Origin of the sequence: Pseudomonas sp. MG-9 (genome assembly GCF_018729515.1) — a bacterium.
GTDB classification, from domain to species: Bacteria; Pseudomonadota; Gammaproteobacteria; order Pseudomonadales; family Pseudomonadaceae; genus Aquipseudomonas; species Aquipseudomonas serboccidentalis.
On record NZ_JAHHZH010000012.1, the window covers coordinates 1 to 16,567 of the forward strand.

Below are 16,567 nucleotides of genomic sequence, written 5' to 3' on the forward strand. Positions count from 1 at the left end.
ATGGTGCGAGAGGCCGTCACGATCTACAACCAGGAGCGGCCGCACCTCTCTTTAAAATACAAAACGCCCGATGCGGTGCATCGGGCGTTAGGGTGAAACAGGTGTAAACCTATTTCAGGACTAGACAAGCGAATCACTCAGACCTGTGGATCGCCAACGTGCAGGATTTTCATGCCGTTGGTGCCACCGGTGGTGTGGTAGCTGTCGCCCTTGGTCAGGATGACCCAGTCGCCTTTTTCCACGACGCCGCGCTTGACCAGCTCGTCGATCGCTTTCTGGCTGACTTCGTTCGGTGCCAGCGACGCCGGGTCGAACGGAACGGTGTACACGCCACGGAACATCGCCGCGCGGGCCTGGGCTTCGCGGTGCGGGGTGAAGGCATAGATCGGCACCGAAGAACGGATACGCGACATGATCAGCGGGGTGTAGCCGCTTTCAGTCAGCGCGATGATCGCTTTCACGCCTGGGAAGTGGTTGGCGGTGTACATGGTCGCCAGGGCGATGCTTTCGTCGCAGCGCTCGAACTCCTTGCCGATACGGTGGCTGGAGGTCTTGCTGGTCGGGTGTTTTTCAGCGCCGACGCAGATGCGCGCCATCGCCTGAACGGCTTCCAGCGGGTACAGACCGGCAGCGGATTCGGCCGAGAGCATCACGGCGTCGGTGTAGTCGAGCACGGCGTTGGCCACGTCGGACACTTCGGCGCGGGTCGGCATCGGGTTCTGGATCATCGACTCCATCATCTGGGTCGCCACGATCACAGCCTTGTTGTGGCGGCGTGCGTGCAGAATGATTTTCTTCTGAATGCCCACCAGCTCGGCGTCGCCGATTTCCACACCGAGGTCACCACGGGCAACCATCACCGCGTCGGACGCCTTGATCAGGCCGTCGAGGGTTTCGTCATCGGCCACGGCTTCGGCGCGTTCGATCTTCGCCACCAGCCAGGCTGTGCCGCCGGCTTCGTCACGCAGTTGACGGGCGTAGTTCATGTCGGCAGCGTCACGCGGGAAGGACACGGCGAGGTAGTCGACTTCCATTTCCGCAGCGAGCTTGATGTCGGCCTTGTCTTTTTCAGTCAGGGCCGGAGCGGTCAGGCCGCCACCGCGACGGTTGATGCCTTTGTGGTCGGACAGCGGGCCGCCGATGGTCACCACGCAGTGCAGTTCGGTAGCGGTGGCGGTTTCGACGCGCATCACCACGCGACCGTCGTCGAGCAGCAGCTCGTCGCCCACGCCGCAGTCCTTGACCAGATCCGGGTAGTCGATGCCGACCACTTGCTGGTTGCCTTCGGTCAGCGGATGGCTGGTGGAGAAGGTGAACTTGTCACCGATCTTCAGCTCAATGCGCTTGTTGGCGAATTTGGCGATACGGATTTTCGGGCCTTGCAGGTCACCCAGCAGGGCGACGAAGCGACCGTGCTTGGCCGCCAGGTCACGCACCAGCTTCGCGCGAGCCTTGTGCTCGTCGGGGGTGCCGTGGGAGAAGTTCAGACGGGCGACGTCCAGACCAGCCAGAATCAGCTGTTCGAGAACTTCCGGCGAGTTACTGGCCGGGCCAAGGGTAGCGACGATTTTGGTACGACGGACGGACATGCAAAGACTCCTGAGTTCAAGCGCTAGCAGAGGCTACTATGCTCTTGGGGTGTAGTCATTGTTCGTTTGCACTACTTATTCTTTTCTTTATTGAAAGCGGCAACTTTGGGACAAACGCGCCTGAAGATTTCCGACGATGGGTCGATACACTGCTCAAGACAGGAGAACCCCCATGCGATTGTTGCCCATTGCCGCCCTTGCCCTCAGCGTCCTTGCCGTCACGGGCTGCACCCGTTGGTCGATGAACCATCATTTGAACAATGCCTACAGCGCCTATGATCGCGGCAATTGCGAGCAGGTGATGCTTGAACTGTCCAAGGTCGAACGCGCCAGCCGGGCCCGGCCGTATGTGTGGCCGGAAGTGTCGATGATGCGCGGCCAGTGCCTGGAACGGCAAAAGATGTACATCGACGCGGCGCAGACCTATCAGTTCATCATCGCCTCGTACCCCAATAGCGAATACGCCTTCCGCGCCCGTGCGCGCCTGGAAACCCTGCAGAGCCTGGGCCATTACCCGACGCGCAGTGCGGCAGCGGTGCCAGGCCCGCAACGCCTCTGATGCCGGGTGTCATACAAACGCTGGCTGACTGTACAAGGTGAGCTATAGTCCAGTGATCCGGTTTGGAGCCTGACTTCAGACCGGGGCAACACCTGCGACTGGTCGTTGTTGAGGTGATGGCGGATTGGCGACCATCCCACCGGAAGCGGGGAGAGCGCGTCTGCGACACAGGCGTGTTCCGAAGCAAAGGTGCGGCTCTGTGATGGAGCCTTGCATGGCGTACTGCGCATGTTTACCGACCGACGAATCGAACGGCACCAGTTGCCGTACTTCCTCAGGGTGTTCAACAGCGTCACCGACAAACCCATCGGTTTTCTGGGCAATGTGTCCGAAGACGGGCTGATGCTGATCAGCCAGTTGCCGATGATGACCGGTGTGGATTTCAGTCTGCGTCTCAAACTCCCCTTTGGCGACGGCTGCCAGCAGGTCATCGACCTGACCGCGTCCTGCCTGTGGTGCCATGAAGACGCAACCCCGCTGCATTACGACGCCGGTTTCAGCCTGCAACGCCCACCCCCGGAATACGGGCAACTGGTCGAGGCGTTGCGTCAGTACTTCAGTTTTCAGCCCCTGCCAGCCTCGGCCTGACCTCTGCGGCGCACTCGCTATTGCTTTCGCGAGCAGTACAGTAAACCCATCACTAATGCCTAGGCAGCAGCAATCGCCCGTTCACTGCTCAGCCTCTTCTCCGCCAGCAACAAGGCTATCTCCCTCATCCGAATTACCGGCGCGCCCGAGGGCGCCCTGCGCACAGCCACCGTCGAGTGCGGGGATAGGGACTACCCGCCCGGACGACTAAACCCGATCGCTGATTGGCAGCGACGCGGATCAGGTTATGGGGCTTTTGCAAAGTGCAAAAGCCGGCGGACTCTGAGGGATCTGTAGGCAAAGGAGCGAGGAGGTGTAACCGCTGACTGAGGTATTCAAAGCATGGGGAAGCGATGAGGGAGGAACGCCGTTCGTCGGGACTGTCAGATTTTACAGGTAGGCAGTGGTTTTGATTAGAGTTTGAATCGTTTTCGTCAACCCATCACAGAGAGCGACCGATCATGGACGAAGACACGTATTCAATCTCGCTGACTGAGTCTTCGGATGCTTCAGATCAACTTGAAGAGGGAGGGGAGTTAAATTTAACAAAAGTGCCCTTCCTTGTTCCCGGTGAAGGATATGTTGTTGGTTATGGTACTCGGTACCTGTCCAAAACATTCGGGGGCGGGCCGAGCGCAGTCGAATTGAAGTTTTACGATGCGAACAATCATTTGTATGAGCACGCGACTTTTTTTGGAAATATCAATCAAATTAATATCCCGCCTCCGAGTACAACGCCCAGGGGCAGAAGTGCTATCCACTATCGTTTTTTGAGCAGTAATGGGTGGAGTGGGTGGATGGATACTGGCTGGTTTCATGTGGCCAATCCACCGACTTTGACGTCCCCATCCGCTCATGACACCGTTTATACAACCGGTAATCCTGTATTTTCGGGGACTGGGGATTCGGCATATTCCGCTCGGGTACAGCTTCGACGAGCCTCTGATGGAGTTGCATTAAGTGGCTGGGTAACTGTTCCAAGCAATGATCGGTGGAATATGACATTGAACTCGCTTGCTACCGGTCGTTACGAAGCTTACTTGGCGGGAACTGGGGATTACTGGCAAGTTGAATATCATGGATCAACGTTTAGGTTTATTGTGTTGCGTGAGCCGCAGATAACGGCTCCGACGCAAAATGCTGTCGTGGTTGAACAAAAAATTACTATAAGCGGAAGTGGGTTTCCAGGTGCACGTGTTCATCTTCACCATCCGGGGGGCGAGGAGTTCAAAATTAATATTCCAGTAAACGACTTCGGCAATTGGACGACCACTGTCGAGAATGTGCAGCAGGACAGGGAACTCTGCTTTGTTTCTCAGCAGGTGTACGGTGGAGCAACGACGTTGCATTCGTCTCCGCCCCATAAACTCCGCCTCCTCGGCCCACCGCCCCTCACCTCCCATTCTGCCGACCAATTGGTGGCGCAGCGGATCACCGTTGGCGGGGTGGTGACCGGCCCATTCAAGAGCGGGACGATCAATGTCTACCGGGACGGCACAACCACGCTGTTGGGGAGCGGGATTGTTCTTGCTACGGGGAAATGGGAGGCTTCTATTACGTTGACTCCGGGGCCCTATACGGTGACGGCCAGTCATGTCTATCAGTCGGTGACGTCATCACGCCGCGCCCCCCTTCGATTGCTGGTGCGGCCACCCAAACCCACGATTACCTCCGCACTTAATGGGGAAACTGTCACCCTGTCGGGTACTGGGTATGACGGTGCCCGAATGGACATCCATTTCGGCGGTGTCAGTTCACCTTATCTTGACGCGGCAGTTTCTTCGGGGCGCTGGAGCAAGGTTCTTCCGCCAGATTTGTTACCGGGCGGGCGGCGATTCGGCGGTCGACAAAGTGTTTCCGACGGCGGTAACGGGCGTATTTATAACGATGGCTGGGCTGTTGAAGTGTCGGTCAACGTCCCGACACCTGTCCCGACCGGGGTCGGCGTTACGGTCAATGGACAACGCGCAACCTTCAAAGGTCGGGGACGTCAGTGGGGCACGAGCACGGTCAGAATCACCATTTACAACAACGGTGTTGCGTTGGTAGGGGTACCACAGGCGAATGTGCAGTCAAATCTCAACTGGGAGACCACGGCAAATGCCAACCTTGCGCCGGGTAACTACACGGCGCTGACGGCTCGGCAATGGGTGAACGATCAGTGGTCCGGCGACAGTGCCGTAATGTCAATGAGCGTCGGTTCGCCTGCTCCGGTTTTCACCGAACCTCCATCGGATACTCCCACTGGACAACGTCCGCAGATTTCCGGCACCGCGTGGCCCGGTTCCGCAATCCTCTTGCAGATCCCGGGCAAACCCGACGTGCCGTTGACGGCAACAAACGGTTCGTTTGTCCTCAACGCCAGCGAAGACTGGGCGCCGGCCACGTACACCCTGAGGGCTACGGCGGCGTTCGGGGGGCAGACCTCTACGGCCGCGAGCCGGACGTTCGTGGTCAAGGCACCGAAGCCTGTGATCACCACCGCGGCCAATGCCGAAGTAGATCTTTCTCCGGTCATCAGAGGCACAGGCTTCAAGAACTGCTGGGTGGTCATTTATTCAAACGTTACTAACCAGCCAATAGGGGCCGGACCGGTAGGGCAGGACAATCAATGGGCGGTGACACTGGTTGAACAGATACCGGGCAATTTGACTCTCTACGCCATCCAGCAGGAATCTCAAACCAGTAGCAATGTATCCGACCGAACCATTGAGCGGACGGTGAAGGTACGTGTCCCCAAACCTGTAATCACGGTGCCTGCACAAAACGGCAAGCCGGCGCGTGAGTCGATGTTCTCCGGCTCGGCGAAGTATCCCGGTACTGTCGAGTTGTCGATCAAGGGGCAAAGCCAGCCCATTCTAAAAGACATTGAAGTGAAACAGGATGGCACCTGGGCGGTGAAGGTGACATTGGCGGTGGGCGGCTTCACCCTGGAGGCGAGGTCGCGGCAAATGACCTACCTCAGTGATCCTGTCGAACGAGTCATCACCGTGGTGCCGGCTATACCCGTGCTCGATACACCGCGAAACGGAGACGCGTTGGGCACCTTGTTGAGCATTTCCGGATTCGGGTATCCGGGGGACACTATCCGTATCTTTAGACGTAATCGTTATCTGCATTTGGGTAACACCACTGTATCGGCCGAAGGTACATGGTCGAAGAGAGTTACTCACGCCATGATGGCCGGTGACGGAATCAGTGTGCATGCTTCAGCCGGTGTAGGCCTGGATTCGAGCCATTCGCCCACCATCAGTTTCCTGTTGCTCAAACTCGCCCCGAAAATCACCGAACCCCAGGCGGGCGATTGGGTCGGGATCCGGCCGCTGTTCAGTGGCCTGGCCACGCCCGGGGCGAGCATCACCGTTGCCTCAGGGGTCAACGCCGACGACGTGCTGGCCCCTGCGACAATAGTCGATGACTATGGTCGTTGGACGGTGACGGGCAACAAGGATTTGCCGGAAGGCGCCATGCGGGTGATGGCGCGTCAAACGGTGGACGGTACGCCTTCGGAGTGGTTTGAGAGCGGGCGCTTCATGGTGGAACGCAAGACCGCCGGATTTGATGCGCCCGTTGTACATTTCCCGCATGTGGGCCAGGAGGTCGGGCGGTGGCCGATGTTTTCCGGTACGGGGGAACCGGGCGCCGAGGTGCTCATAGTCAAAGAAAATTCGATGTCTACCGAGTTGGGCAGGACGCGGGTGGATCGTGATGGACGATGGGCGTTGCGTTCGCAGATCGAGTTACCGGTGGCGAACACTACCTACCGCTATTCGGTACGGCAGTCGCGTGATGGCGCTATCTCGGCGTGGTTGTTGCCCCACCCCGGTTTTATCGTGAAACAGGTGGCTGAGGCATTTGAAAGTCCGACCATCCTCAAGCCCGTGAACGATGCCTCGCAGTCACTCGAACGGTTGCCTTTGTTCGCCGGTCAGGGTGTGCCCGGGGCAGAACTCAAAGTGTACCGACATGGCAGCTCACAGGTTCTGGCCTCGACGAGAGTGGATGCGCAAGGCAATTGGTCGGTGCGCTGTGAGGTTGAACTTTCGGTGCAAACGGCCGCCCATCAGGTCTCGGCCCGGCAGTTCATGGACGGTCGAGAATCGGTCCTGTCGTCTGTCGTCAGTTTCAACGTAGAAGAGAAACTGGACAAACCCGTGTTCACCTACCCGCCGCAGAATTCGGATGTTTCGCCTCATGCGGTGATTCGCGGTACGGCATTGCCGGGAGGTGAAGTCCGGCTGTACAAATCGGGTAATTCCAGCCGAGTGTGGGGCCGCGGCGTTGTTGATGGACAAGGGCACTGGGTGGTTGTGACCGATGCCATGCCGCTGGGAAGTTTTCCAATGGTCGCAAGGGTGTACGTGGGTGCAGCTTACTCACCATGGACGACGGCGTTATCTCTGAAAGTCAGCAGTATCGGCTGACATACAGAGTTGTGTACTGGCATGGCCCTCTTTGTGAGGGCCTTTTTTTTCTGCGTTGAAGGGCAACAGATTCCGACCAACGGTCATTCAACCTGTCAGATATGACAGTAGCCCCATTTCTGTAACAAGCGCTAAATCGACCTGACGCCAGATACCGACCATTGACTTGATGGCCGATGGCACGATTTTTTGCTTGGGAGTGGCTACCGCAATGAATGCGTCCGACAACCGTCCGGTTCATCAATTGGTCAAGGCTGTACTCGGAGAAAGAAGCGGTGAAACTCCCTCGTCTTTCGATGAGTTCATTGCGCAGAATCCCAGCGTGTTTGAGTTGATAAAGCAGGGGCCGATCGGGTTGCAGGCAATGGGTCTTGGTCGCCAGGAGTCCCACGCGCTGATCACCCGTGGCAAAGCCCTGGCGTTGTATATCGCCAGGCAGTTTCGCGAGCAGAGCCTGCGTGCTCTGCCGGCTCCAGGCGATGATCAGGCATTGGTGCCGTTGCCCACGTACAAAGAGCAGTTCCAGCCGGACGTCGACGCTGCTGCTCCTGCGGGCAGCCCTGAACACAGTGCTTCGACCACTGCCTATATGGTGGCACTGCGCGAATGGGTAAGGGACTACATCGTGCCGCAGGGCGAACCGGGACAAACCCTCCCGTTGGATGAACGGCGCCCCGATGTGGATGCATTGCTGATCGACGAAATGGCGATCAACCGCGTGCAGTCACGACTGGAAGTCGTCAACTCGGTACTCGAAGCGCAGATCCGGAGCACGCCCGGTTTCGAGTTGCCGAGCATCAAGGCGTATCTGCGCACGATCCGTTTTCATAATTCCCTGCCCTATGACCACGACTGGGAAAGTATTTCCCATGTCGTCGGTGCAGCCCTCAAAGATGGGGTATTGGGGGATATTATTCGCCGGGTCGACCTGAGCTATCCGTATTTCAAGAACCCCGGCGCTCGTGGAGCAAGCGCCGATGTGGCCATGCAACTGAGTGGCGGTATCGGGCCGCTGAAGTTGTCGTTGTTGCTGGAAGACCCTTACTTTCCCTTGAATGCGACGATGGCCGGGGCGCCGCTGCGCAGGGTCGATCCTCTGACCCGGCGGGTCGATCCGGATCCGCAAGCGTCTGCGGGGGACTTCTACCTCGAGAACTTTGGCGACCTGGCAAGATTCCTCCCCAGTTTGCGCAGGCTCTGGATTTTCAGGGATGCGACGCGTCTTGATCAACGTCAGGTCGATTGCTTGCTCGGGCGGGTGGCCTTTACACCCAAGCTCTCGGCCAATGCACCTGTGTTGGGTGACCCGGATATACCCCTGACGGGGGAAACCGCCGGCGCCTGGTTTATCAATGACGGTGCAGAACCTGCGATCGATCTGGTCCCAGCCCGCATCGGTGGCCTGTTTGAAATGATCCATGTAGGAGAGGGGGACACGGCGCTGGAACACCGCATGGACCGTATCAACCGCAAGTGCCGCCTGGATCGCATGCTGCAACTGCCCGGTCATCAGGTTGATCAACTGCTGAAGGCTGCGATGCATGCCGAGCGTCGCGGCACCGGTGAGGCGTTAATCTGGATCCGCCCCAATACCCTGCGTTGTCTGGGCCTGTTCAAGGAACTCAATAGGATCCATGACTGCAAGGCTGAAGAGTTCGCAGCGCTCATCGACGTTCTGTCGGTGTACGGCCAGGATGGGCAGCTGTCGCACTTTGACCGTGTCTATAACCGGGATGAAGTGTATGAGGTCCCGTTGTTTGTCGATGACGTCGAGTTTGCGATCATGCCGCGCACGCAACTCGAACAGCAGACGGTGCATCAGATTTGCAGCGCGCTGGAAATCAATTTCGAAACCTACCGCTACCTGGCGATGGTGATTGCCGAGGCTTATGGCCTCAAGACCCACTTGAGGCGCAGCCTGAAGATTCTGTCCAGTTTCTGGCGCCTGGTATTTCTGGGCCGGTTGTTTGGAATCACTCCGATTGAATCGACAGCCCTGCTGCAAACTCTGAGCGAAGGGGAGGGCTTGGCGGCACAACTGGCAGGCGAGCCGGCGGTGTCCAGTTATGGTTCTGCGGACGGTGCGGATGCTCTGAGTGCCATACGCGGGTTGATGACCTGTGCCAATTGGTGCCGGGAATACGATTTGTCCCCCCTGTGGCTGGTGCAAAACATCAATCCGGTTTATGTGCCGACGGTCTGGACCGAATCCCAGGAGCAGTTGCTGCGGCAATTGCGCAGCCAGGTGCAGGCGGTGCGGGTGGATGAGGCCTCGCTGCTGGAGGCAGGCGCGCCGCTACGTGATAGTAACCAGCAGCTCATCCAGTGGCTGAGAGTGCTGGAACCACTGGTGGACGCCGATGGGTTGGTGATCGGCAGTGCCGAGGAAGCAGAGGATCAGTATCTGGAGCGCGCCACTGCCGAGATCAAGGACATTGTGAGCACGATCTATCCGGGGCAAGAGGATGCGGACCGGCGCGAAGCGCTGGAAACCCTTGTCCGCACGATTGTGTTGCGTTGCCGGGACGAGCAGCGGGTGGTGGTGGAAGAGGGCATCTCGGTTTATCTGAAGCTGGATTCATTGCTGGCGACGCAGGTGTTGTCCTGGGCCCAGGGCCACCCTTATGACTTTTTGAAAGAGGCCATGTCGCTGCAACCCGCTGCAAGGCCACGGGAGCAGCGGGTGCCGGAGCAACCGGATTCGTTCCTGCAAATGCTGACAGAGCTGGAGCGGCGCGGCCGGATTGCCGACAAACTGGCGTTGAGCCCACAGATGCTCGCCACACTCCTGACGGGCGAGCAGTATCAATGGTTCAGTCTCGAAAGCCCCTACGAGATCTCGATTCGCTCGGTGTACTACCTGGCGCTCTACCGTCGCGTTATTTCCCGGGCCCGGCAGCCTGAGGAAAAGATCCTCGACTACCTGAGTCAGGTCAACCAGTTGCCCGACGACATGAGTGAGGATGGCCTGCGTCTGGTTCGCGATGCCGCCGCCGACAAGTTGGCGACTTATTTCGGCTGTGGCATCCGGCATGTGCTGGAGTGCGCCAAACATATCACTCTCGACGTTGAAGACAGCGACAGCCCGGCCTGGCCCATTTTGCGCAGTCTGGCGCATTTCGATTTGCTGGAGCGCACGCTGGAGCTGGCCCGGCAAGGGATGGACATCACCGCAGCGTTGAGTCTGGGCGCGTTGTCCCCATTGGATTCTGAGCCGCTTTACGCGAGCGCAGCGCAAAACGCTCTGGAAAGTCTGGCCCGGTTCAACGCCACGACCACCCCACAGGATTCGGCGGAAGTCGGCCAGAGCTTCACCACCCGTTGTGTGGTGGACAACGCCACCCTGATTGCGAACCTGCCACAGGAAGTTGCGGAGTTCGAGATCACCCTCCGGGACTTTTACGGTAACCCGCTCAAACAGGTCGATATTGAAACCAGTACAGATCTGGGGGCGATGCTCACCCCTTTCATCCGTACGGATGACGAAGGACGCGCGTGGGCGCGATTGCAGGCTGGCGCAAGGAAGGGAACCGCCCATTTTCACTACTGGTTGCCGCTCCACGAGCCGATTTATGGTCCGTCGGTGCTGATCGATTGTGATGAGGCGACCCTGAAGTTCAATTCCGAGTTGAGCGGATTGCCGCCCAGAGATCCGGTGCTGGCGGGGCGTCTTCGGGAGCAGGAAATGCACGCCGTGCTGATCGACGATCACGGCAACAGGGGCGCTCACCGTCACGTGGCCTGGTCCACGACGCTGGGTGAAATTCGCCCCAGCCAGACGTTCACCGACAAGGATGGCGTAAGCCGTGTGTGGATCTCCAGCCTGAGCCCGGGGAACGCCTATATCACGGTCAGCAACGTGGAAGGCAGTCACAGTCTCACGTTCAGTCGCCCCATCGTGTTTGCCAATAAACCGCGGATTCTCGACATTCCTTCTATCACTGCGGTTGCGATGGTCGGGCATGCCCTGCAAGTGCGCTGTCAGGTCGTCGGACTGGACGATGGCCCGATAGAAGGTGAGAAGGTGGTGTGGTGGACCAGTGCAGATTCGACAGAAGTCGAGCGACTCAGCGACGCAGACGGCTTCTCTGATTTTTCCGTGGCCGATCCGCAGCAGGGCGAATTGACCGTCTTCGCGAAACTGGGCACCGACCCCAGGGTTGAAGTCATGGTGTGGGTAGCCAGTGATGCCGTCATCCAGAACTATTCGGAGGTCATTCGCTTCCCGGTGGTCGGGGCTTCCCGGCCGACATTGTTGTGGGTGGATGTGAAGGAATCGAGCGCCGCGAATGCGAAACCGGTGAGTAATTATCCTGTGATGTGGAGGGTCGATTCGAATCCTCCCGTGGAAATTACCCTGGCGACCGATGCGCAAGGGCGGTCGGTGTACCCGTTCACGTCGGCAACAGCGGGTAACTTCGTCGTGACCGCCGATTTGGCACTCCATCCAGGGCTTCAGACATTCAACCTGACAGTGCTTAAAGCCTTTGAATGGCAAGTCGAACTGATCACCATTGAGTCCGGAGTTGAGCTCCCTCCTGTACCCATCATCCCCGGTCCCCAGACGCTCACGCTGTTCAGAAACAGCCATTACCGTCTGAAAATCTCACCGATCGACGCCACGCAGCTCAAGGGTAGCCAGGGTGCGCTGGGATGGGCTGCCACTTACTCCACCCGGGAGCTGGGAATGGTGTTCACGCCACCGCTGGCCACGCGCTTTGAGTTCACCGATGCCCCCTATGAAGTGGAGATCCAGATCGCAAACATTCGCAACGGTCAGTTTCAGTTAAGTCTGTTCTGTGATCGCCTGAATGAGGCGCTGGTACTCGAAGGCACGCTGACCAAGCGTCCCGTTACTCGCCGCTCGACTCACCATACCGCGACAAGGAGATAAGCAATGGACACGCTCCAGATCAATGAGCTGATAGAGCGTTATACGGCGGCGATGGTGGAGGCCATCCTGGGACAAAATCTGTGGTCAGGTGCGGTCAGCCTGAACACCCCCGAGGACTTGAGTCAGTATCTGATGTTAGACACTCAGGACAGCGCTCAACTGCAAGCCACCTTGACTTCCTCCACGGTGCGTTGCTTGCAGCAGCATATCCAGTCGGTTTACAGCGGTATGGAGCCGGGTTACGAAAGCAGCCATTTTGACGACGAAGACTTGCAGTACTGGTACCAGTTTCTGAGTCACTACAGCACATGGTCGGCCAATGTGCTGCTCAAGGATCAGGCGGAAAACTACATTGTCCCGTCACTTCGCCTGAAAAAAACCACATTGTTCCGGGCCCTGGAAAACAGCTTGAATCAGATGCGCCTGAGTACCGATTCGGTGCAAAGGGGATTGATGGAGTACACGCAGAGCTTCCAGCGTCTCTGTGATCTCGACGTACTCAGCGGCTATATCGATGGGCAGAACGTACAGGATGCAAGTTATTACCTGATCGGACAGGAGCGGACAGCGCCGTTTGCCTATTATTTGCGCAGTGTCAAAGTCGAGTTGGATAACAACAGCAGAAAAATCAATCCGGCTGCCTGGGGGGAATGGCAGAAGATCGATATCGCCACCACTGGCACCGTGGTGGATATCCGCTGTGTGAACTGGCTGGGCCTGCCGGTCATGGTCTGGTGTGAATGGCGTGAACGCCTGATTGATAACAACGGCGTAGTGCAGACCCCCTGGTCACTGGAGATCAAAGTCGCCTTCAGCTCCCTAAACGGCCAGTGGTCGGCTCCGCTGTCCTTGCATCAGCGTGAGAGCGAGTACGACGTTTCCAATGGACGGTTGACCGTTGTGTCACTGGGCGATGGCGATCCACGAGATGACCGGTTGGCGGTCTGTTATACCAACCGTCACGGTCTGGATGGGCAGGCCTCGTTCCATGAGATAGAAATTCATGAAACCCGCGATGCGTTGTTCCGCAAGGTGCCCGATGACACCGCAACCTTGCTGGAGATGACCTTCGGGCGCTTCGCAAATGCTGCCAGTCTGCAGCAAAAGGTGGTACCTGCGGAGTATTCGACGGTCACCATCACCAGCTCCGTGGTGACGCCGGGGTCAATTAACGCGAATTTGTTTCTGGACGCCATCTACACACGCGAACGGGCACCGGATAGCAAATTCTATGAAGTGCTCAGAGTTCGAGGCCGTTGCAATGCAGTGAAAGAAGAAGGGCGGATGCTCGAGCGGTTGTCGATCAGTTGGCGCGCGGTGACCACCGATACGTCCTTTGACATCAGGATTATCGAGGCCGGCGAGCGGCAACTGCGGATCACATTGACCACCCGCCAAAAGCCGGCTCAGATCCATGCCGTGCAGTTGGCGAAAGGGGAAAGCAAGGAAACCATCCATTCTTTCGCCGTCGATGATTTCAAGGAAACATCGACCGGCGACGGTATTTGGGTGGCAGAAGCCGTGTCTTCCCTTGGCAACGATTTGTTAGTGATTCTGCTGGCAAGAACCCGGGACGAGGTTCGGGCCGGCGCCGGTTTCTCCATCACCGGCCTGAGTGATGCGGTATTGAACGAACAGAATCAGGTAGTGCCGAGGATTCTGTATGCACCTGTCGTCTTCAAGCTTGAATACGCTGCGCGGACTGTGGTTGACCCGGCGGACTGGAGCTCGACCGGCGTACTTGATGGCCAGTACGCAACCCCTTGGCTGACCTATCGCCGTCAAACCTCTTCAAATATCGAAAACTTTCCCATTGGAGATCCAATCGAATTTACTTTCGGTGAGGCGGACGAGGGTAAAAAAGGATATGGGCGCAACTCGTTCGAGGTTTTGCTGACGGAACGGCCACGGTTATACCCAACCCCGTCCATCGACAAGAGCAGCGCTGAGGGCGCGCAGTTTCTGAGCTTCAACAGTAATCAGACACTCAAGTTCTCACGGGTGAACTCCACGTTCGGCCCCGTATTGACCAGCCGCGCGGCGGTCTCGGTGGATGCGTTGCTGGCCTGGGACACCCAGCATGTCGACGAGCCACTCATGCCCGACGGACAGATCGAGGAAAACGGGCCATTCGATGGCTGCAATGGTTTGTACTTCTGGGAACTGTTCTTCCATACCCCGGATCTGGTGGGTTCACGCTTGTCGGCGGAGGGCCGTCATCACGAAGCCCAGGCCTGGTATGAGTACGTCTTCAACCCGTTGGCGCGCGAAATCCCCCCCCCCGAAAACCCGCAGTCCGATGATCCGGTGGTCATTGAGGCACCGGCATATTGGCGCTGCCGGCCGCTGCAGAACGAGACTATCGAGTGCTCCTATGAAAGCGCAGCGCCGTCGGATCCGGACGCGATTGGTTACTGCGCGCCGGTTCACTTCAAGATCGCGATTTTTTTGCGTTATGTGGAAAACCTGATCGAGTGGGGCGACGTTCTTTATCGTCATCTGGATTACGACAGCATGGTTAGCGCGGGGCTCAATTACAGCCGGGCCCTGACGCTGATCGGTGAAGAACCGGTCACTCGAACGGCCAGCACCTGGAAGCCCAGTAAGCTGAGCGACGTGTTGAGCAGGATCCGGGGGCGCGATCAGCTCAAGGCTTTTGAAGCCAGTCTTGATCTCAGCCTGGATGAAGTGCCTACCGCGATGCAGGCTACCCCGCGTTTCGATCTGTTGGGTTCCGGTGTGTTCCGGCCCGGGATCAACGAGCGCCCCAAAGCGTTGTGGACGCTGCTCAACACGCGATTGAACAACTTGCGCAACAACCGTTCGATCGATGGTCAGCCACTGTCGATTCAACTGTTCAAGCGAACGATGGATCCGCTGGCGCTGTTGCGTGCGCAAGCCAACGGCAATCTGGGTGCCGCGCGTAATCCGGGTGGTCAGGTGCAGGTGGTTCCCTACAAATGGCAGTCCGTGTACAACCTCGCGCTGCAAGGTGTGGAGTTCCTGATTCAGCAGGAGGATCAGCTACGGTCATGGCTGGAGTTGCGTGACCGGGGCGAACTGGACGAGCTGCAGCAAAGCCACATGATCGAACTGGCCGACTATGCCCGCTCGATCCACGAGATGACGATTGCCCAACTCGAGGCGACGGCGGCGTCGTTGAGACAAAGCGAAAGCATGGTCAAGGCCCGGGTGCAGCACTATGACCTATTGCTCCTGGAAGGAGTTTCAGCGGCTGAATATGGTGTGCTGGAAAAAAACCGGCAGGCCCGATATGTCTCCGCGGGCTCCGGGGCACTGCGGGCAACGGGGGCGGCGCTGGACCTGCTTCCCAATATCTACGGGGTGGCCAATGGCGGCATGCGTCTGGCGGCCATTCCTTACGCTTTTGCCGAGGTGGCTCAACTGACGGCGGAACTCATGATGCGCGAAGCCGAGGAGGCCAGCATCATTGAGCAACAACGGCGGCGCAAACAAGAGTGGGAGCTTGCCCGCGATCAATCCAATGCCGAGGTTAGGGTGTTGCGTGAGCAACTGCTGGCGCAGGAGCATGCGATCAGCGCCGCCAGGGCCAGCTTGCAACAGACCGAAATATCCAACAACCAGGCGAGGGCGGTGTACGCATTCTACAAAAATCGTACGACTGGCCGGGAGCTGAGTAACTGGGTCGTGGGCCAGGTGAAGACGCTGATCTACCAGGTCTACGACGTCGTTGCCGGACTGTGCCTGTGTGCCGAAACCTGCTGGCAGTACGAAATGGCCGACTACAAGCCGCGGTTTGTCCGACCGGATGTGTGGATGGATACCTATCACGGGTTCACAACCGGTCAATCGTTGAAACTGGATCTGTTGAGGATGGCTTCTGCCCGTATCAAGCGCGACGAGCATCGGCTGCAGCTGGTGAAAACGATATCGCTCAAGAACCTGGATGCGAACCGCTGGGAGAGCTTCAAAGAATCGGGAACGCTGCAGATCAAGCTGAGCGAAGAACTCTTCAATGAAGACTACCCGGGGCACTACTGCCGTCAGGTCAAGGGCTTGTCCCTGACGTTTCCCGGCCTGTTGGGACCGTACCAGAATATTTGCGCGACGCTGGTGCAAATCAGCAGTTCAACGCTGCTTGAACCGGATATCGAGGCTGTCAAATACCTGCACACTTCGACCGGCGTTGCGCCGCCAGGTTCGCTGGTGCAGAACCTGCGCCCTTACCAACAGATCGGTCTGTCTCTGGGGCTGGATGACAACGGCCTTGCCCAGTGGATGGATGACGGCCGTTACCTGCCTTTCGAAGGCACGGGCGCCCATGCCGAATATGTACTGACCCTTCCCAGGTCTGGCCAGCCTTCCCAGGAGCGCCTTCTGGATTCATTGACAGACGTCATTCTGACGCTGGTTTATCAAGCGCGGGATGGTGGGCAGTCCTTCGCCAGGGATGTTGAAGACTTGCTCAAATCCAATGCCGAAAACAATTCGCCCGACAAGGCACGCGTACCAGGCGTGCAAGGATGATGCG

General features: G+C 58.0%; 7 protein-coding genes. 6 read left to right on the plus strand and 1 reads right to left on the minus strand.

The features are described 5' to 3' along the window. Nucleotides 1-96: integrase core domain-containing protein (locus KKQ10_RS25895; protein WP_139315762.1), on the plus strand; the 96-nt coding region annotated here is incomplete at its 5' end. 41 nt (nt 97-137) lie between these two features. Here KKQ10_RS25895 and pyk read toward each other — a convergent pair. Continuing rightward, nucleotides 138-1,589, minus strand: a complete 1,452-nt coding sequence (gene pyk, locus KKQ10_RS25900; protein ID WP_003227610.1) for a pyruvate kinase — start codon at nt 1,587-1,589, stop codon at nt 138-140. Between the two features lie 172 nt (nt 1,590-1,761). Here pyk and KKQ10_RS25905 point away from each other — a divergent pair, with 172 nt between their 5' ends. The 5 genes from KKQ10_RS25905 to KKQ10_RS25925 all read left to right on the plus strand — a co-directional run bounded on the left by KKQ10_RS25905 (nt 1,762) and on the right by KKQ10_RS25925 (nt 16,563). Then, nucleotides 1,762-2,148, plus strand: coding sequence for a tetratricopeptide repeat protein (locus tag KKQ10_RS25905; protein WP_215502722.1), 387 nt, complete (start codon nt 1,762-1,764; stop codon nt 2,146-2,148). A gap of 228 nt (nt 2,149-2,376) precedes the next feature. Further along, nucleotides 2,377-2,736: a PilZ domain-containing protein gene (locus KKQ10_RS25910; protein ID WP_127648346.1), complete on the plus strand. Its 360-nt coding sequence runs from the start codon at nt 2,377-2,379 to the stop codon at nt 2,734-2,736. A 461-nt stretch (nt 2,737-3,197) separates the two neighbouring features. Continuing rightward, nucleotides 3,198-7,160, plus strand: a complete 3,963-nt coding sequence (locus tag KKQ10_RS25915; RefSeq protein ID WP_215502723.1) for a hypothetical protein — start codon at nt 3,198-3,200, stop codon at nt 7,158-7,160. A gap of 211 nt (nt 7,161-7,371) precedes the next feature. Beyond that, nucleotides 7,372-12,054: a Tc toxin subunit A gene (locus KKQ10_RS25920; RefSeq protein ID WP_215502724.1), complete on the plus strand. Its 4,683-nt coding sequence runs from the start codon at nt 7,372-7,374 to the stop codon at nt 12,052-12,054. A 3-nt stretch (nt 12,055-12,057) separates the two neighbouring features. After that, nucleotides 12,058-16,563, plus strand: a complete 4,506-nt coding sequence (locus KKQ10_RS25925; protein ID WP_215502725.1) for a Tc toxin subunit A-related protein — start codon at nt 12,058-12,060, stop codon at nt 16,561-16,563. Nucleotides 16,564-16,567 lie beyond the last annotated feature (4 nt).

What these genes read in the sequence shown, in the direction of transcription:
- pyk (WP_003227610.1), bottom strand. Translation starts at nt 1,589, where the DNA reads ATGTCCGTCCGTCGTACCAAAATCGTCGCTACCCTTGGCCCGGCCAGT.
- KKQ10_RS25905 (WP_215502722.1), top strand. Translation starts at nt 1,762, where the DNA reads ATGCGATTGTTGCCCATTGCCGCCCTTGCCCTCAGCGTCCTTGCCGTC.
- KKQ10_RS25910 (WP_127648346.1), top strand. Translation starts at nt 2,377, where the DNA reads ATGTTTACCGACCGACGAATCGAACGGCACCAGTTGCCGTACTTCCTC.
- KKQ10_RS25915 (WP_215502723.1), top strand. Translation starts at nt 3,198, where the DNA reads ATGGACGAAGACACGTATTCAATCTCGCTGACTGAGTCTTCGGATGCT.
- KKQ10_RS25920 (WP_215502724.1), top strand. Translation starts at nt 7,372, where the DNA reads ATGAATGCGTCCGACAACCGTCCGGTTCATCAATTGGTCAAGGCTGTA.
- KKQ10_RS25925 (WP_215502725.1), top strand. Translation starts at nt 12,058, where the DNA reads ATGGACACGCTCCAGATCAATGAGCTGATAGAGCGTTATACGGCGGCG.